Origin of the sequence: Lacrimispora algidixylanolytica (assembly GCF_003609635.1) — a bacterium.
Taxonomy (GTDB): domain Bacteria; phylum Bacillota; class Clostridia; order Lachnospirales; family Lachnospiraceae; genus Lacrimispora; species Lacrimispora algidixylanolytica.
This window is the reverse complement of sequence record NZ_MCIA01000023.1, coordinates 159,682-185,935: the sequence shown is the minus strand read 5'-3', so window position 1 is coordinate 185,935 and position 26,254 is coordinate 159,682. Positions and strand designations below refer to the sequence as shown.

The following is a 26,254-nucleotide window of genomic DNA, read 5'->3' as shown; positions in this document are numbered from 1 at the left end:
TTATGCTTAGAAGATTAAGTCACGTGATAGCCGATCATTTGATCTCAATGGGGAGATTTGAAGAAGAGGATAGGCCTATCTATCAGTTTGGTCTTGAGATGTTACTCTTGAATATCTTTAACATTTCAACCGCAACTTTTATCGGGCTTGGCATGGGACAACCACTGGAATGCTTTATGTTCTTGGCACTGTTTATCCCTCTTCGCTGCCATGCGGGAGGATATCATGCCGGTAATCCTATCTGTTGTTATTTCTTGTCGAATGCGGTTATTGTTCTAATTCTCTTTCTTATGCGCACCCCTCCAGTGCTAGTGGAGCGGGGCGCAGGTCTGTTCCTCTTAATTCTATCCTCAGGTTTGGCGGCAATTATGGCTCCTGTGGAGAACTTAAACAAACCTCTCGATGAAGTTGAGAAAAGAGTTTATGGAATCCGTACTCGGGCAGTACTGGCAGTTGAAGTTTTTATTGGTCTTTTATTCTATGCAACTGGTTATTTCCAGGGTGTATGGATTGTAACAATCACTATTGCTCTAATGGTAATAACTGAGATTCTGGGACTTTTGCAAAACACCTATAGTCGCAGCCACTGATTATTCTATTTTGAAGGTGACCAAGGGGGCATATTCCCGAGAATGAGGCAAATTCAGCAAGGAGGCTGGTAATCGTGGAAGAAATTCATGACAATCAGATTGCTTATATCAATTTGACCACTGGTGACGTGAAATTAGAAGAGATCACCAGTGACCTTAGGAAAAACTACATAGGTGGACCGGGAATTAATACAAAGATTTTGTATGATTCTGATGCAGCAGAATACGATGCGCTTTCAGAAAAAAACTTATTGATCTTTGGCATTGGGCCAAGTGTAGGTACCGGACTTCCAGCTAGTAACCGTTGTACGATTACAGCCAAAAGTCCCATTACCGATGCGTATGGAGATTCAAACCTGGGCGGAGAATTCAACGTCAGACTCCGTACGGTGGGAATTGATCATCTGGTGTTTTCAGGAAAATCTGATCACCCGGTGTATGTTCTCATCAAAAGCAATGGAGAGATAGAAATTTTAGATGCCAACGAGCTTTGGGGAATGCATACAGAAAAAGTCACAGAGCTTTTGATGGAGCGCCACGGAAAAGGTTCGGAAGTGACCTGCATTGGTCCGGCAGGAGAAAATCTGGTGCGCTTTGCAAGCGTCATCATGTCAAAATGCCATGTGGCAGGAAGAACCGGCATGGGCTGTGTCATGGGGGCAAAGAAGTTAAAAGCCGTTGTAGTGGAAAAAAAGGTTGGAAAACCTCAGATATTTAATCCAGAAAAGGTAAAGGAAATCCGGGATCAGTGGATTAAGAAATGCCGTGCATCGGTCATTTTAAAATCAGGTAACATTCAGGGAACCTTAATGCTAATCAAGCGGTATCACAAACAAGGAGCTTTACCCATCCGGAATTTTCAGATGGCTGATGATAAAAAGGCCAAGGAAATATATGCTGAAAACTTTTTGTACAAACATGAGACTAAGCGAAAAGCATGTATCTACTGTCCCGTTGGGTGCGCCAGAGAATATGAGATTAAAGAAGGACGTCATAAGGGAGAAAAGGGAGATCGTCTTGACTATGGTGCAGTAGCAGGCCTCGGGCCGTTAAACGGCATCTTTGACTGGGCAAGTATTCTTCATCTAAAGAACCTAAGTGACAATCTTGGATTTGATGCCATTGAAGGTGGTTCAACCATTGGTTTCATCTTAGAGTGTTATGAGAAAGGAATCATTAAAGATCCCGAAAAAACCTATGAATTTGGTAATGCAGATGACGTGGAAGAATTGATCTATAAAATCTGCCGCAGGGAAGGAATTGGAGATATTGCTGCAGAAGGTGCTTACCGGGCATCTATTGTGTTACATGCTAAGGAGTATGCATTTTGTATCCGAAAGTCCTCTTCCGGGCTTCATTCCAATTCCCATCTGGCGAAGTCTTTAAGCTATCTTACCTCCACCAGAGGGGCAGATCATCTAAAGGGTTATGTGTTTACCGCAGTCTTTGGCGGATTTTTCTCTGAGGTAGTTTCAAAACATATCTTTAAAACCAAAGCAGAGAAGAATTTTTCAAAGGTAGGGAAAAAAGGCCGCGTGGTGTGCTGGCATGAAAATTACAAATACGTCATCGACTGCCTGGGTCTCTGCCTTTTTGCCATAACCGCACTCCCCAGCGCGGGAGTCGCTTATTTTAATGAATTTGCGGAGGTCACAAACGCAATCCTTCATATGGATTTAACGGATGAAGATATGTACTTTGCCAGTGAACGTATTTATCAGCTTCAAAACGCTTTTAATGTGGCATGTGGTCTAAAGCTGGAAGATTATCAATGGCCTGAACGAAAAAAGGAACATGGTGTGAACGATAAATTCATTAAAGATACAAACATCAAGGTTGGCGGAGAAGAAGGGATGCTTCCGGAGTATTTTCGGTACAGAGGTCTGACACCAGAAGGTACACCTACCCAAAAACGCTTTCATGAATTGGGACTCTCCATGTACATAAAAAAAGCAGAAGCAACAGACTTTGATGACGTTATTTCAATAGAAGATTTGTTAAAAGAAATCGATTTAAATGCCAAATTGACGAAGAAAGAGAACAGGATCAACGAGGTTATGAGTTCCCTGATTTGTAAGCTTATGACAAAGCAGGATGAAAAGGCACTGCGTCACATGAAAAATGAGTAGCATTCACAGAGGCGGATATCCATGGGTTGGTTAAAAAATGAAGAGAAAATAGAGATAAGGTCATCAGTTTTCATTCCCATTTCCAAGAATCATATAGACATTGTTTTTGATTATATATATGACAGAGAGAAGTTTCATCGTTGGTTTGACTTTATTCCTGTGCTTTGGATCAGCTTTGATCGAAGTCATCTGGATATAGGCTGCGTTGGGACAATTTGTTTTACCATGCCCCTGTTTTATTACAAATTAAAGGTTACAGAAGTGGTAATGGGAAAATCCATTGTCCTTAACGGAGCTGGCGGTCCCATGAGAGGGAAGGCGTACTTTAATATCCATCCCGCAGAAGGTGGGGTCATATTGGAAAACATTCATATACTATCTGGAAAAAATAAGTTTCTCCATAAATACTATGTTTTTTGTTTGGTTCCCAATCATCTGGCTTTTATGAATTGGAGATATTTGGTTTTGAAAAGGCAAATTAAAAAAGAACTTGAAAGAAACAAGAAATTACATAAGTAGAGAGGTGCTGTTTATGAGAGGTGTTATTTTAGCAGGAGGTCACGGGACCCGTCTTAATCCATTAACAATCATTACCAACAAACATTTGCTTCCGGTCTATAAAAAACCTATGATCTATTACCCCATAGAGACCCTGGCTAAAGTGGGAATCAAAGATATCCTCATCGTAACAAGCGGAGAATATCTAGGCCATTTCTACAAACTTCTAAAAACAGGGGAAGAATTTGGAGTAAAGCTTCATTATGAGATTCAGGAAGGCAACGAAGGAACCGGAGCCGCTTTATTGTGCGCGGAAGAGTTTGTAAGAGGGGATGAGTTTATGGTGATTCTTGGCGATAACATCGTGACAGAAGACTTAACCTCCTTTGTTAAGGCTTTTGAAACAGAAAAAGATACCTTCAGTGCCAAGATTCTTATTACCCAATCAGATAACCCAAAGCTCTACGGCGTTGTTGAATTTAAGAAAGATAAAATAACCAGGCTGGTAGAAAAACCTAAAGTTCCTTTTTCCAATTACGTTAACACCGGTTTATGGATCTTTAAGCCAGAGGTATTTGAGCTTTTGAAAAAGATGAAGTTAAGTACAAGAAATGAATATGAAACCACCGATGTTCTCCATTACTATGCGGAACTAGAAAAGCTTACTTACGGAATCTTAACATCCAAATGGACCGATGCGGGGACGTTCGAACAGTTATATGAGGCAACCGTTTTAATGAAAGAGTTAGAAGAGAAGGAGAAAAAGGAAATTGAAAAAGATCATGTTTATCAGCCTTCCGGTGTCAGGACACGTAAACCCTCAGCTCAACCTGTGTAAGGAACTGTCTCAGCGAAATGTGACCCTTATCTATTATACGTTCGAACAATATTTCCACAAGTTCGACCAGATGGATGGGGTGGATCTGCGGAAATATCCCGATGATTTCTATCACTATTACAATAAGCTAGCTGCCGATGAGAAGCTTCAATCCCAATTCATGAATCTGCTCTATGTATTTTATACATTCACAGAAAAGCTCATGCCCTTCATGATGAAAGAGGTGGAAAAGGAGAAGCCGGATCTTATTATATGTGATACTTTAGCCATTTGGAGTAAGATTGCCGCCAGATATTTTCAAATTCCCTATGTGTATTTTGTAAGCAGCTTTATGGGGGATAAGATCATGATGAAAGAGACCCCTGCTTTTACTCGAAGTCTGGTAAAAAGTGCGGCAGTTTCCATTCCCTATATTATGAAATTTAACACCATCATCAAACGGCTGGAAAAGCAGTATGGCAAGGTAGTGGATAAACCTTGGAATATCATGGAACCAGGTGGTAAATTCACCATGGTGGTGACATCCAAAGATTTTCACCCGGGCGGATATCAATATCCTTCCAATGTTAAATTCGTAGGCCCAGCCTTTGTCGATAAAGAAGACCTCACGGAAGAAAAAAATACTATCTTTATCAGCCTTGGAACCATCTGTTTTAGCCATACCTACTGGGATATCTGCATTGATGCTTCTAAAGATTTGGGATATCAGGTTGTGGTATCCTTTGGTGGCAACAGCAATAACAAAGTAAATGCGGCCAACTTACCAGAAAACGTAAAAATCTATGAAAATCTTAGCTTAGAAGAATACCGAGGCGTATTAAAGAGATCCGTTTTATTCATCTCTCATGGAGGTTTTAACAGCATTAGTGATTCCATTCTTTATGAGACCCCCCTTATCATTTGCCCTGGTCATGCGGAGCAGGCCAGCAATGGAAGAGTGGTAGAAGCGGATGGCTGCGGAAAGCTCTTTATGGCAAATACCAAGGAGTTTCAAAAGGATAACCTTAAGGCGCTGATTCTTCAAGTAATTAAAGATGATGATATGAAAAAGAATTTATCAAGATATCGCAGTTCCTTTTTAAAATCCCCTGGTTTTAAAAAGGTGGTTGATGAATTAGACCAGGAATTTCAATTGTTCTGATACGTACATAAGGGAGATGGATTATGGCTTTTATCGTAAATACAGCGCAGTACCTGCCTGTCAATGAGATATCCAATGACGAATTAACCCAGTTTCCACCAAAATACCGACAGCTCATTGAAGAAAAGGCAGGAATTAAGAAAAGAAGACACGTGACCGATGAGTGTACTTCAGATATAGGGGCCATGGCAGTAAAGCAACTCCTAGAAAAGAGCGGGATAAATCCCTTGGAGATAGATGTTCTCATTTGCGCTACATCGTCTCCTGATCGGATACAGCCCGCGACTGCTACGAGAATTCAGGATATATGTGGATTAGAAAATGCTTATGCTTTTGACCTTAATTCCGTTTGCAGCGGTGGAATTTATGGATTAAAAATTGCTTCTTCTCTCATAAAAGATGGAGCAAAGAATGTGATTGTAGTAGCCTCAGAGGTGTACAGCAAATTATTAAATCCCAAAGACATTGCTACGTTCCCTTATTTTGGAGATGGAGCTGCCGCTGTTTTATTGTCTGATCATGGGATCTATGAACTTAATGATATCCTGCTTTTTTCAGACGGAAGTGGTTGTGATGTAATTCAGGTTCCGGCAGGAGGAAGTATGCTTCCGGCATCAGCCGTTAAAAAAGATCGGGATTATTATTTTTCCATGGAGGGACAACGTGTATACCATTTTGCCTGTGAAAAAGGAAGCGAGCTGATTGAACTCCTTGCAAAAAGGAATGAGGTTGTGGCTGACAGGATTATCACTCATCAGGCTAACTTAAATATTATCAAAGAGATTGGTAGGCGTACCAGCATTCCAGAAGAGAGATTTTTCATCAATGTGGAGAAATACGCCAATACTGCTGGTGCCTCTGTTCTCATTGCCTTAAACGAATATCTGGAATCGGAAGAAGCAAAAAAAGAAGACCATGTTTTTCTGGCGGCTTTTGGGGGAGGTCTTTCCTGGGGTGGATGCTATCTAAAGAAAAACATGTGAAATAAATGAAAAAGAGGGGGAAGTAATTGATGTTAAATGAGATCATGACACTAGCCACAGATGTTTTTGAGGATGACGATATTTTGCCTACTTCCAGACTGGAAGAAGCAAAGAGATTTGATTCTATGAATCTGGTTCAGTTTATCATTGAACTGAGCGATGCGTTTGAAATGGACATTGAGGATGAAGAAGTGGAAAAAACCATGACGTTTGCAGAACTGGCAAAGCGGCTGGAAGCAAAAAAAAGGCTTAAGTGAAATCAATGATGTGAGGTGTATATCATGGAATTTAGATTGTTGACCGAATCTTCTGAAAAGCTTAGGTTTATAACTGGCTGGGAACATGCATTTAACCGGTCTTTTGAAATGCGTGATTATAATTGGATCTTTGATTCAAGAAATCTTGTCTATGGAGCCTTTGAAGAAGAGGTTCTCTCCTCTGGTTATTGTATTTTGCAAAATCAGACTGTCTTTCATGGGCAGTTGGTAAAGGGCGGACTGTGCAACAATGTATTTGTCACACCAGAATATCAGGGGTGCCATTTGTTTACCAAGCTTGGGCGGTATGTACTTTCAAAAGCTGGGGAGCAGGGGATACAGATTTTAGTTGGTCTGCCAAATGAGAACTCCCTTCCAGGTCACCGGAGAGTAGGGTGGACCACATTTCCAAAGAATCATTATCTGGAAAAGAAGATGGAAGATATAGTTTTTGATGAGACGTTGGATGAACGAATCAGCCTTGTTACCCCTCTCAATTTTCCACTGTGGAAAAAGGCTTTCACGGAGTTTGCCATTAATATTGCGGCGGGTAGATCTTTCTCCATTATAAAAGGGGCAGATTACTTTTCCTGGCGTTATTTGGAACGTCCCTCTGGAGATTACAAGATATTTATCTTTCAAGAGGATGAAAAGGTGAGAGGATACGTGGTTTATAAATACTACCAGCCTTCCTGCCGGTTACATATTCTTGATGTGGAGGCAGAGAGTGAGGCCATCTTTTTGGAGTTGTTAAAGGCAGCAGGTACGATAAAGGAACCGATAGCACTGATTAATGTGTTAGGCTCTACCATTTATTTGGATTATTTTAACCGTGCTGGATTTGACCAAAGTGCAGAATATAGCAATTTAATAGCATATACTCCAATGGCAAAAGGCCCTGTCTCACTTGGAGATACCTGCAATCTGGTCATTGGGGATAATGAGGTTTTTTAACATAGCAGATAAAGGAGATAGAGCAGTGGCATATGCGAACGCAAGCGTCGTGTTACAGGGGAAATTAGAGGAAATCTTTGAATATATATTAGATGGAAGAAACAATCAAACTTGGCGGCCTGGTGTGAAAACTGTGGAATATTTGTCAGAGGAACCCATTGGTGCTGGTGCTGTGTTTTTACAGGAGATGAAGGGGCCTCCCACAAGAACCATCAAAGCGGATTATAAGATTATAGAATGTGATCGTTATAAGAAGATCTCTTTTTTAATCTTAAACGGTCCCTATACACCGGTAGGAACTTTTTTGTTTGCAGTTACCGACGAAGGGGTATCCGTGGATTTTTCCATGGAAGAAGCCGATGTGATCAGCCTGGAACGAGAAGCGCATTTTCAAAAGGTTGTAAACGACATTCATAATCTCCAGGAACATTTCGAAAGGAAATGATACATGTATGAAAAATATACTCTTAGGAAATGAAGCAGTTGCAAGAGGCGCTTTTGAATATGGAGTAACAGTTGCATCTGCCTATCCGGGTACGCCAAGTACGGAAATAACAGAGAATATCAAAAAATATGAAAACATTAACACAGAATGGTCCCCCAATGAGAAAGTGGCCCTGGAGGTAGGAATTGGAGCTTCCATTGCAGGAGCAAGAACCATTGTTTCCATGAAACATGTGGGGCTGAATGTAGCGGCTGATGCTCTTATGTCAATTTCCTATCCGGGAGTGAACGCAGGTCTGTTGCTTGCGGTTGCGGATGATCCAAGCCAGCACAGTTCCCAGAATGAGCAGGATACCAGATATTATGGGATGGCGGCAAAAGTCCCGGTTCTTGAGCCATCGGACAGCCAGGAGTGCAAAGATTTTGTGGGCCATGGATTAAAGATCAGTGAGACATTTGACACGCCGGTGATTCTTAGGCTCAATACGAGGATTTCCCATTCTCAAAGCATGGTGGAGCTTCAAGAAAAGGTTCCATACCAGCTAAAAGAATATGACAAAAATCCAAACAAGTACATTGTGGCTCCGGCAGTTGCGAAAAAGAGAAGAGTCATAGCTGAGGAACGGTTAAGAAAACTGGAAGAATTCGCAGAGACCACAGAGCTTAATACGGTGGAATATAAGAATAGGGATATCGGAATCATTACCAGTGGTATTGCGTATCAATATTCCAAGGAGGTGCTTCCAGATGCTTCTTATTTAAAACTTGGACTTTCCTATCCTCTTCCCAGGAAAAAAATTACGGAATTTATTAAAAACTGTAAGATTGTTTATGTCATTGAGGAGCTGGAACCCATTATGGAAGAAAAGATTAAGTCCTGGGGGTTGTCGGTTATTGGAAAAGAAGTAATTCCTATTATCGGTGAGTTAAACCAGGAAATCGTCCGGGCATCGGTGCTAAGGAAAACCATAGATGGAGTGAAGTCTGAACTGTCAAAAGAAATCCCTGTAAGGCCTCCAGTTCTCTGTCCTGGGTGTCATCACAGAGGGGTATTTTATGTTTTGAAAAAGCTAAAGCTTCATGTTTCCGGGGATATCGGCTGTTATACCCTAGCGGCATTTGCACCATTAAGCGCCATGGATACGTCCATCTGCATGGGAGCCAGTATCGGAATGGCCTTTGGGTTTGAGAAGGCCAGAGGAAAAGAGTTTTCCAAAAAAACTGTAGCGGTGATCGGGGATTCCACCTTTATTCATTCCGGCATCACAGCCTTAATTGATGTGGTATATAATCAGGGAAATACTACGGTTATCATACTTGATAATTCAACCACAGCCATGACCGGGCACCAAGATCACCCAGGAACTGGCTGTACCATTCGAGGCGAAAAAAGCCATGCGGTTGATTTTGTAGCTCTAGCAAAGGCCATTGGCATCAAAAGAATTCAAACCGTCGATGCTCATGATATTACAGAGCTGGAGCGAATCGTTCTAGAGGAAACTCAGGCCGAAGAACCATCTGTAATCATCACTAAGCGTCCTTGTGTACTCCTTAAAAATGCTTCTCTAATCCATGAGCCTCTAAGCATCACCGGCTGCAAAGGCTGCAAAGCATGTATGAAAATCGGATGTCCAGCCATATCATTTTCTAGTGGTAAAGCAGAGATTAAAAAAGATCTTTGTGTTGGTTGTGAACTTTGCACTAGAATTTGCGAATTTGATGCCATTAAAAAAGAGGCATAAGAGGGGAGATATGAGATGAATATTCTTTTAGCGGCAGTTGGCGGTCAGGGTGCTGTGCTCGCCAGCAGAATTCTGGGTAAGATGGCACAAAACAGCGGGCTTGATGTAAAGGTTTCCGAGGTGCATGGCATGTCTCAAAGAGGTGGAAGTGTTGTCACTTATGTGAGGTTTGGCGAAAAGATTCATTCACCTATCATAGAAAAAGGAACAGCGGATATAATTCTTGCCTTTGAGATGCTTGAGGGGGCTAGGTATGTGGAATGGTTAAAACCAGGCGGAACCTTAATCACCAGTAGCCAGCGCATTGATCCTATGCCGGTCATCACTGGCACTGCAGAATATCCAGAGGATTTAGAAGAACGAATTCAAGCGCTGCCAATCCATTATAAGGTTATTGATGCCCTTACCTATGCTAGGGAAGCTGGAAATCCAAAGACGATTAATGTGGTTTTAATCGGAGCGCTTGCTTCCACCACAGACATTGAAGAAGAGAAATGGCATACCGCAATAAAAGAATCGGTGCCGGATAAGCTGGCAGATATTAATTTGAAAGCTTTTAAAATCGGATTTGAAATGAGTCAATTAACAAAATCAAATGGGGAAAATGATGAGATATAAAAATGCAGTAGGTTACTTAACCATATTGATTGTAATACTGGCTGGCATTGCAGCTGCCTGCGGGATCTTTTTAGCAGGAGGAGGGAAAGAAGTCCCTTTGCGGTCCCTCCACCAAAATCTGGTGATGGTATATGGACAGGGGCTTTATAAGAATGAATCCGTATCCATGGCATTACAGGCAAGAGCTCAGGATGGGATAACCCTTTTTCTTGGAATTCCTTTTTTGTTATGGTCGTTCCTCATTGCGAGGAGAGGTTCTTTAAAAGGAAGATTTCTTCTTCTGGGATTTTTGGGATACCTACTTTACACCTATACAACTTATTCCTTTGGAGCAATGTATAACGGGTTATTTCTCGTATATGTGGCATTGATGTCTACTTGTTTTTTCGCTTTTATTCTGACATTCCTGTCCCTATGGGAGGAAGATATACAATCCAGATTAGATACGAAATTTCCGGAGAAGTTTGTAGGGGGTATCCTCATTGTAACAGCGGTAGCGGCATCCATGATGTGGCTAAAGAGAATATGCATTCCCCTGATTAATCAGGAAGTCCCAGGGGAGCTGGAACATTACACCACTATGGTCATTCAGGCTCTAGACCTTGCCATCTTACTACCAACCGGAATTCTAGCAGGAATTTTACTAATGAAAAAGAATAAGTTTGGCTACCTCTTAGCACCAGTTATGGTAATTAAGCAAATGGTCCTTGTCATTGTAATTATTGCCATGTTTATCAATCAGGCAGTCAATGGATTATCTACTGATGGTTCTGAACTTGTAGTCTTTCTGGTGATTGCAGTTATTTTAAGTAGATGCCTTTACTTATTTTTAAAAAATATCAAAGAATAATAGAAAAGAACAAAGGAGATACCTATGAGACAATTAAATGAAGAGACAAAAAAAGAAATCAAAGAGATGGTGTACTCATTTTTAGCAGATGAGTGTGAGGTTCCTGTAACAGAACTTAAGGGAGATTTATCTGTAATTGATGATTTAGATGGAGATTCTCTTATGTTTGTTGAGATGATCGAGCAATTAAAAAAGAAATATAGTTTAAACATCCAGATGCAGAACATTGGAAAATATCTGCTTAAAAACCCGGCAAATACCATCAAAGAAGTGGTTGAAACTGCTTATTTGGTTTATGAAAAGGAAAACGATATTGTAGAGGTGCTATGATCATAAACACAGAGTCTGCTCCCATGGTTCAATATGATACCGTGGGAGAGAATATCGGCGTTCTAAGACTTCATAATGGAAGAGATAATCTGGTGGATCATGCCATTTTTCTGGATCTTTTTCAACTGAAACAGTGGCTTAATAATTATAAGTTTAAGGGATTAATACTTACGGGAGAAGGAAGGAACTTTAGCAAGGGCGCCAATGTAAACCGGATTAGGGAGTATAAGGGTTGTCCGGAGATTCTGGAAAAAGAACTGAATGAGGGAAAAAAGATCTTATCTTATATAGAAGCCCTGCCACTTATAACAGTGGCTGCAATCGAAGGTGCCTGCTTTGGAGCTGGGCTTGAGATTGCCCTTAGCTGTAATTACCGACTGGCGGCAGAAAATGCTTTGTTTTCCTTTCCGGAAGTCACCCTGGGTCTTTTGCCAGGGTTTGGAGGTACCATAAGACTTCCTGCCCTAATTGGGCAGAGGGCTGCAAAAAGGTTGATCTCATCAGGAAATATGATAACCAGTGAGGATGCGATGCGTATTGGTCTGACAGATGAGATAACTGGTAAAAAGGAAGCGTTTCAAAAAGCCGTGGAGCTGATTGAGGGAATGGTGAATCACTGCTCTGGCAAACAAATGGAATACTTGAGTGGAATGCTGGACCAGCCATGGACTGATTGCTTGCCCATGTACGAGAAAGAAAGCAAAAATTTTACGGAGCTGATAAAAACCATGGATATGGGATAGGGCAGGAGATGATATTATTTTAACCAATCAGTGTTGGTTTGAAGTTCAGGGACATGAACTGGATTCTTTCAAACATGTAAATAATTCCGTTTATTTAAACTATTTAGAAACCGTGCGCTGGAATTTTTTTCGTGAATTTTCCATGATGGAGGACTTAGAACGGGAAAAGCTATACCCGGTTGTCATAGAGGTAAACGTTAAATACATCAAAGAATTGAAGCTATTTGATAAGTTTGTCATAACCAGCCGTTATTGGATTGAAAATAACTATATTGTATCAGATCATAAAGCAGTGTGCAACGATCGAAAATCTACCATGATGAAAGCAAAGGTAAAGATGCTTTTAGTGTCTGAGGATCGCCTTGTATATGATATTCCACCTCATATCAAAGAAGTTTTTCTAGCCGAAGAACCAATCATAGCCCATAGGGGGGAATGATTTGATGGACAAGCATTTGTTAATCTGCCAGATTAAAACGGTCAGGGATTTAGCGCCACTTGTAAGCGGAACCACTGAAATAGGGGAGAGAAACACCATAGTTTTGCATCTGAAAAAAGACTGTTTTAACGCTATGGAAGACACAGAATTTGAGCAGGTAAAAAGAATCTTATTTGATCCAAATATCATAGCTATTCTGATCATTGACTGTGAATTTTCTATGAGTCTATACGAGAAGATGTATGTTTTTGATCTGTGTTTTGTCTCCAATGGCGGGGCTTTGCAATTTGACCCGAAACATGAGAATGGTCTCCGATTTCTGCACCTACTATTTTCTCCCAAAACTTCACTGGGGAAGGAAGCCAGGATCCTAGATTATCAGGAACTCCAAAACTATGGTTTTGCCAATGCTTTTTTAAGAAAAGAAAGCTTAATTGAAGATTTGGAATCAGAAATTCGAAGTCTTACAATGGACAGGACAAGAGAACAGCTTTATGGGATCAAAAGCTGTATGAATGCTTATAAAGACTGCTGTCTGTTTGGCAAGACACTCATAACCGATCCAGAACCCAGTTGTTTTTGTCAACTGGCCCTTTTGAAAACTGAGGAAGATAAGAAGTGATGAGACATGAATTTGAGACTATTATATATGAAGAATCAGAAGGTATAGCATATCTTTGTATCAATATGCCCCCAGCCAATAAAATGAAATCCCAGTTTCTCATGGAAATTTCAATGGTTATAAAGGAGTATGCCTTAACCACCAATGCTTCTGGGATCATCATATATGGGAGCGGAAGGCATTTTAGTTCTGGGGCGGATGTTGGAGAACTCCTAGAGTTTATTAGTTCTCATACTATAGTAGAAGATGGTGCGGTGACCCATTATCCGGAATGGTATTTGGATTGTAAAGAGAGCTTTATGCAACTCTTTCATATGAAGATTCCAGTGATTAGTGCCATTGGAGGTTTCTGCATTGGTTCTGGATTTGAACTTGCATTATCTTCTCATATAAGAATCTGTGAATCAGGTGCCAGGCTTGGATTGCCAGAATCCACCTTTGGACTTTTACCAGGGGTAAACGGAACCTTTCGGCTTTCCGAAGAAGCAGGTTTCTTTCATGCCTATGAGTTGATTGTAAAGGGAAGCCTAATTGATTCTAGGGAGGCAAAGCAGATGGGAATGATTGACCTTCTGGTACAGAGAAAAAGCTCGTTGGATTATGCAAGAAAACTCATTGCTTTTATCAATGAACATTGCAGCGATTATAGTTTTGCCAACCGGTTTCATTTCTTAGATGGGTTTAAAGAATACTATTTTAGTTAGAGAAGGGAGTCAAGTCGATGGCAATCAATGTAAAGTTATCTGGCGTAGGTACATATCTTCCAGGGAATCCGATTGATTTTGACGAAATCAATCATTATCTGGGAGAATTTCAAGAGGCACCTAAAAAGATTAAAAACTGGGCAGGAAGAGTTCAACCTATTATTAAAGAGATGCTTGGGATCAACCACTGTTACTATGCCTTTGACAATGAGACAAGGACATTTACCGATGATAATTTGACCATGTCCGTCAAAGCTGCAAAAAAGGCCATGGAAGATGCTGGCGTATTAGCAAAGGATATTGATCTTTTAATATATGGTGGTGCTTTTTCCCACCAGATTCCGCCCATCACCACCAGAATCCAGGAAGAGCTGGGAATTGACTTGTGTGGTGAAATCCACATTCATTCCAACTGCACTTCCGTTTATAAAGCGATTAAGTTGGCCCATATCATGCTGGCTTCAGGGGAATATAAGAATGCGCTTGTTATCTCCTCTAGCGTGGCAAGTTCCTGTTTTATTCCGGAATTTTATAATCAGAGTCTAATTACCAAAGAAGACATATTCCTTCGTTGGTATCTTTGCGATGGGGCAGGGGCTATGGTATTTTCTGCGGTAAAAGATGAAAAGGAGGGCTTGTATTTGGAAGATACCTACTTTGAATCCACTGGCAGCAAAAAGCGGTCAGCCATGGGAAACAGCTATCCTTACCACTGGACCAATCCTAAAGAGGATTATGAAAACGGCTACCATCATATTCGTCAGATTTATCTAAATGAGATGCGGGACTATGCGATGGAGGAAAATGGAAAATCCATCTTTCACAATGCTTTGATTCGTATGATTAATGAAAAAGATATAGATCTAAAAGACTTAAAGCATTTTGTAGTAAATATGCCATCAAAATTTGTAAGAGAACTGATTATTGAAGAATGCCTTGGACTTGGTATCCGAAAAGACCAGTTTTACAGTGCCATTGAAGATGTTGGGTATGCAGGTCCTCCTGCCGCTCTTATTTCCATTGATAACCTGTTAAAGGAACACACCTACCAGAGCGGAGATTTGATATTTAGCTTTGTTATGGAGGTGAGTAAATTTATGCAGGCAGGTTTTACATTAAGAAAAATATAAAGTGAGGAACAGGACATGAAAATATTATTGGTAAATCCTCCCATACCCAGAGTTTTTCGTATGTTTGATTTTGCTGACGATGCCGTGAGAAAATCCTTTGGTAGAAGAGTCATGGTGGGGCCACCTCTGGCTCTTAATGAACTGGCAAGTATGGTTCCTAATGATGAAGTGGTGATTATGGATCAGAAGACAGAAGAGGATAATACCGAGGGGTATGATTTTGCCCAGGCGTATATGGAGGAGTTAAAGCGATTTTCTCCTGATTTCGTGGGAGTCACCTGCATCACGGCACAGTATAATTCCGTATTAAAAATCTTGAATATGACAAAAGAATATAACAAGAACATTTTAACCATGGTAGGCGGTATCCATCCCACCCTTTGTCCTGATTCGTTTGCTGGCTCAAAGGCTGATCTTGTTACAGTTGGAATTGGTAAATACAGCTTTAAGAAAATGATAGAGATGTTTAAGGCTGATGGCTGGCTGGCAGATTTTAGTAAGATACCGGGACTAGGAATTAATAAGGGGACAAGCCTTTTCTATACTCAGTCCATCTGCAGCCTTACTACTGAGGATATTAAGGAACAGCATATTTTGGATACTGTTATGCCAAACCGGAAGCTGACGGATAAATATAATTATACCATTCGCCAGATGGGAAAAAAGATCCACTATATCAGTACCTCTCAGGGGTGTACTCACAAATGCAACTTTTGCAGCATCTGGCAGACCACTGGCGGACGGTATTTTCACAAAGATGTGGAATGCATTATCCGGGAATTAAAAACAATGGATGAATACCCTATTATTCGTTTCTGCGATGCCAATACCTTTGGTGATATTAAAAAGGCTAGACTTTTATTTACCAGAATTATTGAAGAAGGGCTAAATAACCATTATTATCTGGCGGATGTGCGGACGGATACCGTGATTCGGCATCCAGATATTATTGAGCTTGCTGTAAAAGCAGGACTTCGGATCACAATTTGCGGATTAGAGGCCACCAGCAATGAAGAGCTAGAAGCTTATAACAAACAAAACACCATAGAGAATATTTCCACTGCTTTAAAGTTTTTAAATAGCCTTGGCATCTTAGTCAACGGCAATTACATTGTAAGACCGGAATATGTGGAATCGGATTTTGACCGGGTCGCTCAATTTGTAAACGATAATCCCATTTATCATGCCGGTTTTACGGTACTTACCCCATTTCCTGGAACGGATCTTTATGAGACCATGAAAAAAGACATTATCAATCACAATCTGGATTATTACAACTTAACCAACGCAGTGGTAGAAACTGTGTTACCAGAGGCGAAGTTTTATGAACAGGTTGGAAAATTATATAAGACCAGTAAACTTGCAGGAGATGAATATCGCCAAAAATACGGAAGTGACCTGCTGGTAGAATAGGAAACGTATGACAATAGGAATCGTTGGATCAGGAAGAATGGGACAGGATCTTTTCTATTCCTTGATCGGGTGTGAATGCAGTGTCATATTGGTATCAAAAAGCCCGGAACAGATAGAGAAGATAACAAAGAAAACCCAGAGAATATTAAAAAGAGATCCACAGCGTATGGGAAAAGAAACTCCCATTATAACTGACAGACTGACAGACTTAGCAAGCTGTGATGTGATCATAGAGACTGTCATAGAAGATTTAAACGTGAAGCAGGAGATTTTTCAACGTCTGGAAGAGATTGCAAAAGATACCTGTATCTTTGCAACCAATTCCTCTTCTCTTGATGTAACCAATGTATTTAATTATGGAAAGGCAAAAGAACGGTGCCTGGGGCTTCACTTTTTCTATCCGTTAAAAGTAATTTCCACGGTAGAAGTAAATGTAGGTACAGATACAAGTGAGGAGACGGTCAAAGAGATGGTTAAGTTCCTTTCTATGATCGGCAGAAAACCTTTGATATTAAGAGGAGAAAACCGACTGGTGTTATCAAAGCTTTTGATCTCACTGGCGGCATATACCTATAAGTTGTCTTTTGATGGGGAACTGACTTTAAAAGAACTTGACGGGATCACAAAGCAGATGCTTCTCTTTGGAATCTTTGAGATGGTGGATTCCACCGGTTTTCCAATCATATCTCAGTGTCTCACCAATTTGCCGGACGATCTTCATGTTACCCTTTATCAACCACTTCTTTTACAAATAACTGACTTAATGAAACAAGGGAAAGATGGTAGAAGTGGAGAGGGACTTTTATCCTTAGAAGACCCTCATAGGAAAGAGATTGCAATTATGGAAAGCCGGGCAGAACAATATGAGGCATACGGGTTGAAATTCCTTTCATTTTTGCTCAATGAAATTGCGCGGTACATGAGGGATCCTCTTTTAGACAAAAAGCAGTTTGAGGAAAGCATTCAGGAAGTCTTAGGTTTATCCGTTTCCTTAAATGCTCTTTATGAAGAACTTCAGGAGGATACGCTATTAGAAACCTTAATCGAAGAATATAAAAAGACTTTGGATCCATTGTTTTGTCCATCAGATTTTAACGTATTTCGTGAAACATAAGGGGGTATTCATGAAAGAGAATAAGACTGTGATTACAGGTATGGGAATGATTAATGCGTTAGGGAACACCATGGAAGAAAGCTTTCATAAAATGATTGAGGGAGCCTCTGGAGTAAGACCGATCACTCTGTTTGATCCTTCTGAATTAGAGACAAAAATTGCCGCCGAGGTAGATAATAGCTTTTTAGAAAAAGCAAAAGAGCTGATTAAAAAGAGGGAACGGGGCAAGATGACCCGCTTAACTCAGATGGCATTAGTGGCGGCGGATGAGGCGGTCAAAGACAGCGGAATAGATTTTAATTCCTGTGATAAGAGCCGTGTGGCCGTGATTTTGGGAATTGTAACGACTGCTTATAGTGACACAGAAAAGGAACAATCAGAAAACAACAGCATTGTCAAATCCATGCCCAATGCTCCCAGTGCATGGATCTCCATCCGATACGGGCTCAAGGGTCCCAATTTTAATGTATCCACCGCCTGCGCTTCATCTGCTTATGCCATTGCATTGGGGCAGCAGTTGATACATTCCGGCTTTGTGGATGTGGTCATTACAGGGGGCGCTGACTCACACATTCAAAAAGATTATATCAAAGGTTTTAACCAGATTATGACGCTTTCCGTAAAGAATGAAACGCCGGAAACTGCCTGTTGTCCATTCTCCAAAAGCCGGGATGGATTTGTAATGGGAGAGGGAGCCGGTATTATGATATTAGAATCAGAAGCACATGCAAAAAAACGAAATGCTAGAATCTATGCAGAAGTAGGAGGCTGTGCTATCACAAGTGACGCCGGAGACATTACTGCACCGGAAGCAGATGGCGTCATGATGGCAAAGACCATGACGCTTGCCATCGATCAGGCTGGTGTAAATCCAGAAGACATTGATTATATCAATGCACACGGCACATCCACCTATTTAAATGACAAATACGAGACGATGGCAATCAAATCCTGTTTTGGCTCCCATGCCAGTGACCTTTACGTATCCTCAACCAAATCCATGATTGGTCATACGGTGGGGGCCTCCGGAGTCATTGAGGGAATTGTTACAGTTTTAACTATGGACCGTGGCATCATTACTCCCACCATCAATTATAAGGAACCAGACCCGGAACTGGATTTAAATTATGTACCCAATCTTCCGGTCAAAAAAGAAGTAAAGATGGCAATCTCTAATTCCTTTGGCTTTGGAGGGCATAATGCCAGCATATTATATAAAAAATACGAAGGAGAATGAAGATGAAAAATTATTTAGTTACTGGCGGTGCTGGATTTATCGGTTCAAACTTCGTGAAATATTTATATGAGAAGGAAACGGATATCCATGTGACCGTGCTGGATAAGCTTACATATTCTGGTAACATGGATAATCTGGCAGATGTAATAGATCGGGAAGATTTTACATTTGTAAAAGGAGATATCTGCGATTCTAGTCTGGTAGAGACGCTAATGGAAGGGATTCAGGTCGTGGTCAATTTTGCAGCAGAGGTCGCGGTGGATCGTTCCATTGGAAACACCCAGGGGTTTTTAATGACGGACGTAATTGGAGTATATGTGCTTTTGGAGCAAGCATTAAAAAACCGTGACACTTTGGAAAAGTTCATTCAGATATCTACGGATGAGGTATATGGGCAGATACAGGAGGGAAGTTTTTACGAGACATCGGAATTAAAGCCAAGAAATCCCTACTCAGCATCAAAGACTGGGGGAGATCGCCTTGCCTACAGTTATTATGCAACCTATGGCCTCCCTATTTGTATTACAAGAGCTTCCAATACCTACGGCCCGTTTGCATACCCGGAAAAAGTAATTCCCTTATTTGTAACCAATCTCTATGAGGAAATTCCGGTTCCTGTGTTTGGTGACGGCAGCCAGATTAGAGACTGGCTTTATGTAAAGGATCACTGCAGCGGGATCTACCAGGTCATAAAGAATGGTGAAAACGGGGAGGTTTATAATGTAGGTGGTGCCCAGGAAGTCACTAATATAGATCTGACAAAACGGATTCTATCTCTTATGGGGAAAGATGAATCCCTTATCCGTTATGTCAACGACAGACCGGGCCATGATCTTCGTTACAGTCTAAATACCGACAAACTCCGGGCTCTTGGCTGGCAGCCACAATATGATATTACAACTGGGCTTTCTAAAACAGTAGATTGGTATGTCAATCATGTTGATTACTGGAAGAAATTAAGAGATGGCATGGATGAGCGCTATTTCAAAGGATTCTGGGACTAAGAACAGGAGGCGGCATGAAAAATCTGATACTGTATGCATCTAAAAATAACACAACAGAGGAAACTGTTTCGCGAATCATGACTCACGCAATCCACCCACTTGCCATCCATAAGATATCAGAGGTCGGGGACTTAGATTTATCCGGCTATTCCCATATCTACATTGGTGCAGGGATTTATGGAGGAAAGCTTCCCAATTCTGTGACAACCTATGTAAAGAAGAACAAAGAAAGTCTTTGCCAAAGGCCTGTCACCTTTTTTATCCACGGACTGGATTCTCAGGAAATCTATTCCCGGATTGTGAATCAAGGGGTAAGCAGGTATCTAGACAGCCAAAGCTATGACAGTGTTTATCTGGGAGGAAAACTAGATATTTCTACTCAGAACTTTCTCATAAGAATGATCCTGACGGAGATTGCAAAAAAGAATCACTTTGATCCAAATATGGCTGATACCCGCAAAGAAGAAACCATATTGGAACTTATAAAGCGGTTTTAGCTGCGGTGTACGGCCTTTTAACTCTGATGAAACTAGGGGCGATCACCCTCTTAAAAGAAGATGTGTATCTGGCAGACCTAGATCAATGCAAAGCGGTGAGTGAAATATCTTACGAAGATTATTTATCGGAAGAAGAAAAAGTCCGGTTAGACCTTATTACGATTCCAGTATCGAGAAACAGAGTGATGCTCCGGCGTTCACTAACCAGAATCATATTGAGCAGCCTTCTAGGCTGTTCTCCAAACAAGATCCGGTTTTGCAGGAATTCTTATGGAAAGCCCTATATTTTAGAACCAGTCACTGATGTAAGGTTTAATCTATCCCACAGCGGAAAATACCTAATACTGATTGCAGATAGGAATAAGGAAGTTGGCGTAGATTTAGAAACAGCCCAATCCTTCAGAAAAAGAAAGTATGAGACCTTAGAAGCTATCTATTCTCCAGAAGAATTTGTCTTCTATCAGACGCTCTCCATGAGAGAACAGTATCAGATGTTTTGCAGAACTTGGGTTATGAAGGAAGCAGTCACAAAAGCGCTCACCTTAGGCCTTACCGCTGATTTAAATAAGATATCCCTTCCCATTGGAGTGGATCTTTCTGGTGCCATACTTTCACTAAAATATTACCGCGCGGTGTTAAAAATTCAGTGGATCACAAGAGAAGACAATCAGATTGCAATTGCATATTGGGAGGAAGAATTATGAATCTGCTAATCACAGGCGTCAATGGTTTTGTAGGCGGACATCTCTTTTCCAAACTAAAGTCTCCTGAAAATAAGATCTATGGCCTGGGGAGAGAATCATCTTCGGTTCATGCCCTAAATGGATATTTTTCCGTGGATATCACAAAGAGATTTGAGTTGGATCAGGAGTTTGATGCGGTTATACATCTGGCGGCACTAAATCGTACCACCATTGGAGCAGACATCGACAGCAATATCTTTCATCAGGTAAATGTGGAAGGAACAAAAAATCTCATTCACGCTTGTAGCTTTTCTAAGTTTATTTATATATCCACGGCTGCCGTATACGTAAGAGAACGTGAATCGATCACAGAAGAATCTCCCATAGCTCCAGTTGGAAATTATGCCAAGACAAAATATGAGGCGGAGCTTCTCTGCCAAAGCCTCATTCCCAATAATAAGTTAGTAATTCTCCGACCCGTTAACATTACTGGAGCCGGGCAAAAGAACATAGCAGCAGTTCCCCTGTTTTTTGAACGAGCAAGGAACCATGAAGCGCTGGAACTCTCTGTGTCTCGTCATAAGATCATCCAGTTACTCGCTGTATCTGATTTTACCCAGGCTATCAGTCAGTGTCTTGGTTTTTCGGGCAGTGGGATCTTTAACTTAGCCCCAGAGGATTCTATGACTATGCTTCAATTGGTAAATAAAATTCGTAAGCTATGCGATTCAAAGTCTTTGCTTTTGACAAGGGAAGAGAAAGAAGAGATCCCTTCTCTCATCAATGCTAATAAGGCACGACAGCAATTATCCTTTCAGCCAGCTAAAACCATGAATGATATATTAGAGGATTATTACGAATCACAAAAGGGAGGGACAGAAAGATGAAAGTACTGGTGATAGCATCCCATATTGATGATGAAGTGTTAGGGTGCGGAGGAACCATAAAAAAGCATACAAAGGCAGGAGATCAGGTTTATGTGGTTTTTATTAGTTCACAGTGTTCCAAGCGTTTTGATGAAGAGCTTATAAACACAAGAAAGTCTCATGCAAAAAATGCGGCAGATGTGTTGGGAATACAGGAGATATTTTTCGCAGACCACCCCTTAATCATGTTAGATACCATTCCTCAACTTGATATAGTTACATCTCTGGAGCGTATTATCTTTGATATAAAACCAGAAGTTTTATACTGCCATTATGATGCTGATATGAACTCTGATCACCGAATTGTCTCCCAAGCCGCCATGGTCTGGTGCCGGCCATCGAAAACCCCCTTTTTAAAGAAAGTATTGTTTTATGAGATATTTGCTTCCACACAGAAGTTTGACCCCAATTACTATGTCGATATCAGCAATGAGATAGAGGATAAGTTGGCAGCTCTTTCTGTTTATTCCACAGAGATCAATGCACAGACAAGAACCTTAGATACCAGCAGAATTGTGGCTGGATATCGGGGAGCGGAAATTAATACGGCTTATGCGGAAGCATTCTATTTGTACCGGGAAATTATATAAGGGAACTTATCTTAATTGGAGAGGAGCGTGGATGGAATGTTGAAAGGAATAAAAGTGTTATCAATGTGTGTCACGGCTATTATCTTATCTTTTATCAGTAGGTTTATATGGGACAGGCGGACAAATAGAATCTATTTTAAGTCCAGAAAGAATCAAAAAAATATAGGAGACAGATATGGAACGTAAGATCAGAAAGAATAATAGTATGGCAATGATGTTTGCCGGTATCGGTACGGATTATCGAAAGGTAATTCATAAGATTCCAGGGAAGGAAAGAGAGAGAATCCATCAGCTATCTGCCATATTAAAAGAGAAGTATAAACTGGATATTGATTCTTATCTTAATGGAGATCCCATGGACTTGGAGTGTAATTTCTATAACTGGCTCAGTATTTATACCTGTGATTATGCCATATACGAATGGTATGTATCCCAAGGAGTGGTACCGGACTATTTAATTGGATATAGCATGGGGCTTATAACAGCACTGGCCTGCAGTCATGCCATTACCTTTGAGGCAGGAGCTCTTTTGCTCTATGATATTAACCAAAACGTGAGTGAAAATGAGGGAATGGCAACCATCATTGGGTTTGATAAGGACGAGCTTAGCCGGATCATAAAGGAGAGTCATTGTGAAGAAAAGGTGTTTGTTGCCTGCGAAAACAACCCTTATTGTTTTGGTATTTCAGGATATGAAAATAACGTTCGATCGGTATGCCAGGAGGCAGCAGGACAAGGTGCCCTTAAAATATATGCCATTGATTCCAAATTCGCCTTTCACACCCCACTGTATCATAGACCGGAGCGGGATCTGACTGTAAGCGTAGAAAAAATCAAAGTGGTTGATTCCACCATACCGGTGGTGTCCAGCATAGATCAGAGCATCCGGTGGAAATCTCAGGACATTACAGATGAATTAGTTCGGAATATGTACAGTACTATGAAATGGGGGGAATCGATTGCTATGCTCTCTCAGTCAGGAACTAAAAATTTCATTGAGATGGGGCTTGGAAAGGGCTTAACTAAAATCTCCAGATCCATTGAGGATACTTGCCAGTTTGATACCTTTGACACCGTAAGCAAAGACATAGCCGGTCATGTTACCGTAGGAGCATTGGTACATGAAATAGGAGCATGCTAAAAGGATAAGATATGATAGATCAATACAATAGAGATATCAATTACATAAGAATTTCAGTAACAGACCGGTGTAATCTGGGTTGTGTATATTGTATGCCAAAAGAAGGAGCTGTTTTTCTTCCCCAGAGCGAGATTTTAACTTACGATGAAATCATAAGGCTCTGTCGGTGCTTTGCTAAGCTTGGAATTAAACAGGTAAAGATTACTGGGGGAGAGCCTCTGGTCAGAAATGATATCGTATCCTTGGTAGGAAAGATTAAAAGTCTGGAAGGAATCAGCCGCGTTACGCTAACTACCAACGGAGCACTATTAATGGAACACTTATCTTGTCTACTTTCATCAGGATTAGACGGGGTAAACATAAGCCTTGATACCTTAGATCCAGAACGGTACAAGCAAATTACAAGAAGAGACTGTTTTTATCAGGTACGTACTGCCATCAAAGAAGCAGTTAAATATAGTGAATTAAGGGTTAAAATAAACTGTGTTCCCTTGGCAGATACATCAGAAGAAGATATAAGAGATCTTGTTGAACTTGCTAGAGAGAACCTATTAAGTGTTCGTTTTATTGAGATGATGCCCATTGGATTAGGAAAGAACTATTCCTTTCAAAATGAAGAGGAGCTCCGTTCCCTGATTACACTTGCCTATGGAGAACTAACTCCCATTCCTTCGACGGGAGTGGGCGGTCCCGCCCGTTACTATTCCATACCAGGCTTTCTTGGTTCCATCGGGTTTATCAGTGCTATGTCCCACAAATTCTGTAATGAATGCAATCGGATACGGCTGACAGCGGACGGACATCTAAAGACTTGTCTCCAATATGAAAAAGGATGGGATCTAAAGTCTATGCTAAGGCAGAAGACAACAGATTCTACCTTAGAACGGGCCATTGCTCTTGGCATCTATGGAAAACCAGGTGGCCATAGCTTTCATTTGCCCCAGTATCCAGGGTTCCATGAGCAGGATTATATGTCACAAATTGGCGGATAAGAAAAAGACAGCGATTAAGCAGATAAAAAAATATTAAGATAGAATGGAGCAAGAGATGAAATTTGTACGAATGATACTATTAAGCCTTATGGTAAGCACCTTATTAATGGGATGTGGCACTGTCAAAACCACAGAAACTACAGTAACCACAGCACCTGAGCAAGCTGCTACAGGGAAAGATACTCAGGTTGTACCGGTAAAAGGTAAGATCATATTATCCACTACCACAAGTACCCAGGATTCTGGACTTTTAGATGTAATTCTACCCGATTTCACGAAAAAGACAGGCTGGGAAGTGGATACGGTAGCAGTGGGTACTGGCGAAGCATTAAAAATGGGAGAAAACGGAGAGGCGGATGTGCTCCTTGTTCATGCCAAGTCCAAAGAAGAAGAGTTTATAAAAGCGGGTTACGGAGTGAAACGCTATGATGTAATGTATAACGATTTTGTTGTTGTAGGTCCTACCGGAAAGATTGATAAGAACGAGGATGTAAAAACAACATTCCAGGCAATTTTCGACAATCAATATCCCTTTGTATCCAGAGGCGATGATTCAGGAACCAATACAAAAGAGCTTTCTATCTGGAAGACATTAAATCTCGTGCCAGATCAGAATTTAAATTACATCAGTTCCGGTCAGGGAATGGGAGCCACACTTCTCATGGCAGATGAAAAAGGGGCTTATACCTTATCCGACCGTGCTACCTGGCTGACGACTAAAAAGAAGACTTCCATGGATATCATCTGTGAAAAAGATACGCAGCTACTCAACTATTATGGCGTTATTGCTGTCAATCCTCAACAAAATAGCAAGATTAATGAAGAGGGAGCAAAGGACTTTGTGGACTGGATTCTATCTGATGATACTCAAACTCTAATTGGTAGTTTTGGAATGGATGAATATGGACAGTCTTTATTTACTCCAAATGCAGGAGCAAATAAATAAAGGAGTAGGCTTATGCTGGTTCTTTCCAATTTCCATCTTAACCTTAGTCCTGAAACTTTGGAAACCATATGGCTGACCATGAAATTGGGGTTTGTATCAACCTTTCTTTCCTCCTTATTTGGAATTCCTCTGGGGCTCTTGTTGGAAAGAAGAGATTTTTTTGGCAAGAGAATCATCTTAAGAGTGAATCGAACTCTTATGGGATTTCCCCCGGTGGTGGTTGGTCTTATGGTCTATCTTCTTCTCATGCGCAGAGGCCCTTTTGGAGAACTCTCCCTGCTGTTTTCTTTCCCTGCCATGGTCATAGCCCAATTATTCATTATCACGCCCATTGTCAGCGGAATGGTTTGCACAGCGGCTAAGAATGCGGCACCTGAGATCCGGACGTTTGCCATTAGCATGAACGCCAGCCGGAGCCAGACTTTTTTCCTGCTGATAAAGGAAATGAAGCATGACATCTATTTTGCACTGGCAACCAGCTTTGGGCGGTCCATCAGTGAAGTAGGTGCCGTCATGATTGTGGGCGGTAATATTCAGTATAAGACAAGAACCATGACCACCGCAATTTCATTAATGAGGAACAAAGGGGATTATAGCGAAGCCATCACTCTTGGGGTGGTTCTTTTGATCCTCTCATTTTGCATACAGACACTAATGGATACGTTAAAAAGGTACGAGAACAATGGTGAAAATTATTAA

30 protein-coding genes are annotated in these 26,254 nt (G+C 41.0%); all 30 read left to right on the top strand.

Features of this window, described 5'->3' with window-relative positions; all coding sequences use genetic code 11:
• Window positions 1-2 precede the first annotated feature (2 nt).
• The 30 genes from BET01_RS13445 (at window position 3) to BET01_RS13300 (ending at window position 26,254) form a co-directional block, all read left to right on the top strand.
• A complete protein-coding gene (locus BET01_RS13445) occupies window positions 3-590 on the top strand; it encodes an accessory gene regulator B family protein (RefSeq protein ID WP_120197327.1) in 588 nt (195 codons plus the stop codon).
• 74 nt (window positions 591-664) lie between these two features.
• Complete coding sequence (locus BET01_RS13440; RefSeq protein WP_120197326.1) at window positions 665-2,719, top strand: aldehyde ferredoxin oxidoreductase family protein; 2,055 nt, start codon at window positions 665-667, stop codon at window positions 2,717-2,719.
• A 21-nt stretch (window positions 2,720-2,740) separates the two neighbouring features.
• Window positions 2,741-3,238 carry a hypothetical protein gene (locus BET01_RS13435; RefSeq protein ID WP_120197325.1) on the top strand — a complete coding sequence of 166 codons (498 nt, stop codon included), beginning with the start codon at window positions 2,741-2,743 and terminating at the stop codon, window positions 3,236-3,238.
• 13 nt (window positions 3,239-3,251) lie between these two features.
• On the top strand, window positions 3,252-4,055 hold the full coding sequence (locus tag BET01_RS13430; protein ID WP_120197324.1) for a sugar phosphate nucleotidyltransferase: 804 nt from the start codon (window positions 3,252-3,254) through the stop codon (window positions 4,053-4,055).
• On the top strand, window positions 3,988-5,196 hold the full coding sequence (locus tag BET01_RS13425) for a nucleotide disphospho-sugar-binding domain-containing protein (RefSeq protein ID WP_120197323.1): 1,209 nt from the start codon (window positions 3,988-3,990) through the stop codon (window positions 5,194-5,196). The genes BET01_RS13430 and BET01_RS13425 overlap by 68 nt, the downstream gene beginning before the upstream one ends.
• A gap of 23 nt (window positions 5,197-5,219) precedes the next feature.
• Entirely contained in the window at window positions 5,220-6,179 is a 960-nt protein-coding gene (locus tag BET01_RS13420) for a 3-oxoacyl-ACP synthase III family protein (protein ID WP_120197322.1), read from the top strand.
• Between the two features lie 29 nt (window positions 6,180-6,208).
• The gene (locus BET01_RS13415; RefSeq protein WP_120197321.1) at window positions 6,209-6,436 is read left to right on the top strand and encodes an acyl carrier protein; all 228 of its coding nucleotides are present in this window, start codon (window positions 6,209-6,211) and stop codon (window positions 6,434-6,436) included.
• Window positions 6,437-6,460: 24 nt separating this feature from the next.
• Entirely contained in the window at window positions 6,461-7,390 is a 930-nt protein-coding gene (locus tag BET01_RS13410; protein ID WP_120197320.1) for a GNAT family N-acetyltransferase, read from the top strand.
• 25 nt (window positions 7,391-7,415) lie between these two features.
• Complete coding sequence (locus tag BET01_RS13405) at window positions 7,416-7,835, top strand: SRPBCC family protein (RefSeq protein WP_147422816.1); 420 nt, start codon at window positions 7,416-7,418, stop codon at window positions 7,833-7,835.
• A gap of 7 nt (window positions 7,836-7,842) precedes the next feature.
• On the top strand, window positions 7,843-9,576 hold the full coding sequence (gene iorA, locus BET01_RS13400) for an indolepyruvate ferredoxin oxidoreductase subunit alpha (RefSeq protein ID WP_120197318.1): 1,734 nt from the start codon (window positions 7,843-7,845) through the stop codon (window positions 9,574-9,576).
• Window positions 9,577-9,591: 15 nt separating this feature from the next.
• Window positions 9,592-10,194, top strand: a complete 603-nt coding sequence (locus tag BET01_RS13395; RefSeq protein WP_120197317.1) for an indolepyruvate oxidoreductase subunit beta — start codon at window positions 9,592-9,594, stop codon at window positions 10,192-10,194.
• A complete protein-coding gene (locus BET01_RS13390; RefSeq protein WP_147422815.1) occupies window positions 10,181-11,044 on the top strand; it encodes a hypothetical protein in 864 nt (287 codons plus the stop codon). The genes BET01_RS13395 and BET01_RS13390 overlap by 14 nt, the downstream gene beginning before the upstream one ends.
• A gap of 24 nt (window positions 11,045-11,068) precedes the next feature.
• Window positions 11,069-11,374 (top strand): acyl carrier protein, encoded by a 306-nt coding sequence (locus tag BET01_RS13385; protein WP_120197315.1) that lies wholly within the window; start codon window positions 11,069-11,071, stop codon window positions 11,372-11,374.
• Window positions 11,371-12,117, top strand: a complete 747-nt coding sequence (locus tag BET01_RS13380) for an enoyl-CoA hydratase/isomerase family protein (protein WP_120197314.1) — start codon at window positions 11,371-11,373, stop codon at window positions 12,115-12,117. The genes BET01_RS13385 and BET01_RS13380 overlap by 4 nt, the downstream gene beginning before the upstream one ends.
• Window positions 12,107-12,556 (top strand): acyl-CoA thioesterase, encoded by a 450-nt coding sequence (locus BET01_RS13375; RefSeq protein WP_120197313.1) that lies wholly within the window; start codon window positions 12,107-12,109, stop codon window positions 12,554-12,556. The genes BET01_RS13380 and BET01_RS13375 overlap by 11 nt, the downstream gene beginning before the upstream one ends.
• Window positions 12,557-12,560: 4 nt before the next feature.
• The gene (locus BET01_RS13370) at window positions 12,561-13,178 is read left to right on the top strand and encodes a hypothetical protein (RefSeq protein WP_147422814.1); all 618 of its coding nucleotides are present in this window, start codon (window positions 12,561-12,563) and stop codon (window positions 13,176-13,178) included.
• Window positions 13,178-13,882, top strand: a complete 705-nt coding sequence (locus BET01_RS13365; protein ID WP_120197311.1) for an enoyl-CoA hydratase/isomerase family protein — start codon at window positions 13,178-13,180, stop codon at window positions 13,880-13,882. The genes BET01_RS13370 and BET01_RS13365 overlap by 1 nt, the downstream gene beginning before the upstream one ends.
• Window positions 13,883-13,899: 17 nt before the next feature.
• On the top strand, window positions 13,900-15,012 hold the full coding sequence (locus BET01_RS13360) for a 3-oxoacyl-ACP synthase III family protein (RefSeq protein ID WP_120197310.1): 1,113 nt from the start codon (window positions 13,900-13,902) through the stop codon (window positions 15,010-15,012).
• Window positions 15,013-15,027: 15 nt separating this feature from the next.
• Window positions 15,028-16,425, top strand: a complete 1,398-nt coding sequence (locus BET01_RS13355) for a B12-binding domain-containing radical SAM protein (RefSeq protein ID WP_120197309.1) — start codon at window positions 15,028-15,030, stop codon at window positions 16,423-16,425.
• A gap of 7 nt (window positions 16,426-16,432) precedes the next feature.
• Window positions 16,433-17,539 carry a 3-hydroxyacyl-CoA dehydrogenase family protein gene (locus BET01_RS13350; protein WP_120197308.1) on the top strand — a complete coding sequence of 369 codons (1,107 nt, stop codon included), beginning with the start codon at window positions 16,433-16,435 and terminating at the stop codon, window positions 17,537-17,539.
• Between the two features lie 10 nt (window positions 17,540-17,549).
• Complete coding sequence (locus BET01_RS13345) at window positions 17,550-18,776, top strand: beta-ketoacyl-[acyl-carrier-protein] synthase family protein (RefSeq protein WP_120197307.1); 1,227 nt, start codon at window positions 17,550-17,552, stop codon at window positions 18,774-18,776.
• Between the two features lie 2 nt (window positions 18,777-18,778).
• Complete coding sequence (gene rfbB / locus BET01_RS13340) at window positions 18,779-19,780, top strand: dTDP-glucose 4,6-dehydratase (RefSeq protein WP_207667618.1); 1,002 nt, start codon at window positions 18,779-18,781, stop codon at window positions 19,778-19,780.
• Between the two features lie 14 nt (window positions 19,781-19,794).
• Complete coding sequence (locus BET01_RS13335) at window positions 19,795-20,277, top strand: flavodoxin domain-containing protein (RefSeq protein WP_120197305.1); 483 nt, start codon at window positions 19,795-19,797, stop codon at window positions 20,275-20,277.
• A gap of 26 nt (window positions 20,278-20,303) precedes the next feature.
• On the top strand, window positions 20,304-20,981 hold the full coding sequence (locus BET01_RS13330; RefSeq protein WP_158585054.1) for a 4'-phosphopantetheinyl transferase family protein: 678 nt from the start codon (window positions 20,304-20,306) through the stop codon (window positions 20,979-20,981).
• Window positions 20,978-21,847 (top strand): NAD-dependent epimerase/dehydratase family protein, encoded by an 870-nt coding sequence (locus tag BET01_RS13325; protein ID WP_120197303.1) that lies wholly within the window; start codon window positions 20,978-20,980, stop codon window positions 21,845-21,847. Before BET01_RS13330 ends, BET01_RS13325 begins: the two co-directional genes overlap by 4 nt.
• Window positions 21,844-22,476 (top strand): PIG-L deacetylase family protein, encoded by a 633-nt coding sequence (locus BET01_RS13320; RefSeq protein ID WP_120197302.1) that lies wholly within the window; start codon window positions 21,844-21,846, stop codon window positions 22,474-22,476. Before BET01_RS13325 ends, BET01_RS13320 begins: the two co-directional genes overlap by 4 nt.
• 175 nt (window positions 22,477-22,651) lie before the next feature.
• Complete coding sequence (locus BET01_RS13315; RefSeq protein WP_120197301.1) at window positions 22,652-23,617, top strand: ACP S-malonyltransferase; 966 nt, start codon at window positions 22,652-22,654, stop codon at window positions 23,615-23,617.
• An 11-nt stretch (window positions 23,618-23,628) separates the two neighbouring features.
• Complete coding sequence (moaA, locus tag BET01_RS13310) at window positions 23,629-24,609, top strand: GTP 3',8-cyclase MoaA (protein WP_120197300.1); 981 nt, start codon at window positions 23,629-23,631, stop codon at window positions 24,607-24,609.
• A gap of 55 nt (window positions 24,610-24,664) precedes the next feature.
• Window positions 24,665-25,555: a substrate-binding domain-containing protein gene (locus BET01_RS13305; RefSeq protein WP_166428732.1), complete on the top strand. Its 891-nt coding sequence runs from the start codon at window positions 24,665-24,667 to the stop codon at window positions 25,553-25,555.
• Window positions 25,556-25,567: 12 nt separating this feature from the next.
• On the top strand, window positions 25,568-26,254 hold the full coding sequence (locus BET01_RS13300; RefSeq protein ID WP_207667617.1) for an ABC transporter permease: 687 nt from the start codon (window positions 25,568-25,570) through the stop codon (window positions 26,252-26,254).

Excerpts from the sequence above, each read along its gene's own strand:
- BET01_RS13445 (WP_120197327.1), top strand. The coding sequence starts at position 3 with ATGCTTAGAAGATTAAGTCACGTGATAGCCGATCATTTGATCTCAATG.
- BET01_RS13435 (WP_120197325.1), top strand. The coding sequence starts at position 2,741 with ATGGGTTGGTTAAAAAATGAAGAGAAAATAGAGATAAGGTCATCAGTT.
- BET01_RS13430 (WP_120197324.1), top strand. The coding sequence starts at position 3,252 with ATGAGAGGTGTTATTTTAGCAGGAGGTCACGGGACCCGTCTTAATCCA.
- BET01_RS13420 (WP_120197322.1), top strand. The coding sequence starts at position 5,220 with ATGGCTTTTATCGTAAATACAGCGCAGTACCTGCCTGTCAATGAGATA.
- BET01_RS13415 (WP_120197321.1), top strand. The coding sequence starts at position 6,209 with ATGTTAAATGAGATCATGACACTAGCCACAGATGTTTTTGAGGATGAC.
- BET01_RS13410 (WP_120197320.1), top strand. The coding sequence starts at position 6,461 with ATGGAATTTAGATTGTTGACCGAATCTTCTGAAAAGCTTAGGTTTATA.
- iorA (WP_120197318.1), top strand. The coding sequence starts at position 7,843 with ATGAAAAATATACTCTTAGGAAATGAAGCAGTTGCAAGAGGCGCTTTT.
- BET01_RS13395 (WP_120197317.1), top strand. The coding sequence starts at position 9,592 with ATGAATATTCTTTTAGCGGCAGTTGGCGGTCAGGGTGCTGTGCTCGCC.
- BET01_RS13390 (WP_147422815.1), top strand. The coding sequence starts at position 10,181 with ATGATGAGATATAAAAATGCAGTAGGTTACTTAACCATATTGATTGTA.
- BET01_RS13385 (WP_120197315.1), top strand. The coding sequence starts at position 11,069 with ATGAGACAATTAAATGAAGAGACAAAAAAAGAAATCAAAGAGATGGTG.
- BET01_RS13380 (WP_120197314.1), top strand. The coding sequence starts at position 11,371 with ATGATCATAAACACAGAGTCTGCTCCCATGGTTCAATATGATACCGTG.
- BET01_RS13370 (WP_147422814.1), top strand. The coding sequence starts at position 12,561 with ATGGACAAGCATTTGTTAATCTGCCAGATTAAAACGGTCAGGGATTTA.
- BET01_RS13365 (WP_120197311.1), top strand. The coding sequence starts at position 13,178 with ATGAGACATGAATTTGAGACTATTATATATGAAGAATCAGAAGGTATA.
- BET01_RS13360 (WP_120197310.1), top strand. The coding sequence starts at position 13,900 with ATGGCAATCAATGTAAAGTTATCTGGCGTAGGTACATATCTTCCAGGG.
- BET01_RS13355 (WP_120197309.1), top strand. The coding sequence starts at position 15,028 with ATGAAAATATTATTGGTAAATCCTCCCATACCCAGAGTTTTTCGTATG.
- BET01_RS13350 (WP_120197308.1), top strand. The coding sequence starts at position 16,433 with ATGACAATAGGAATCGTTGGATCAGGAAGAATGGGACAGGATCTTTTC.
- BET01_RS13345 (WP_120197307.1), top strand. The coding sequence starts at position 17,550 with ATGAAAGAGAATAAGACTGTGATTACAGGTATGGGAATGATTAATGCG.
- rfbB (WP_207667618.1), top strand. The coding sequence starts at position 18,779 with ATGAAAAATTATTTAGTTACTGGCGGTGCTGGATTTATCGGTTCAAAC.
- BET01_RS13335 (WP_120197305.1), top strand. The coding sequence starts at position 19,795 with ATGAAAAATCTGATACTGTATGCATCTAAAAATAACACAACAGAGGAA.
- BET01_RS13330 (WP_158585054.1), top strand. The coding sequence starts at position 20,304 with ATGAAACTAGGGGCGATCACCCTCTTAAAAGAAGATGTGTATCTGGCA.
- BET01_RS13325 (WP_120197303.1), top strand. The coding sequence starts at position 20,978 with ATGAATCTGCTAATCACAGGCGTCAATGGTTTTGTAGGCGGACATCTC.
- BET01_RS13320 (WP_120197302.1), top strand. The coding sequence starts at position 21,844 with ATGAAAGTACTGGTGATAGCATCCCATATTGATGATGAAGTGTTAGGG.
- BET01_RS13315 (WP_120197301.1), top strand. The coding sequence starts at position 22,652 with ATGGAACGTAAGATCAGAAAGAATAATAGTATGGCAATGATGTTTGCC.
- moaA (WP_120197300.1), top strand. The coding sequence starts at position 23,629 with ATGATAGATCAATACAATAGAGATATCAATTACATAAGAATTTCAGTA.
- BET01_RS13305 (WP_166428732.1), top strand. The coding sequence starts at position 24,665 with ATGAAATTTGTACGAATGATACTATTAAGCCTTATGGTAAGCACCTTA.
- BET01_RS13300 (WP_207667617.1), top strand. The coding sequence starts at position 25,568 with ATGCTGGTTCTTTCCAATTTCCATCTTAACCTTAGTCCTGAAACTTTG.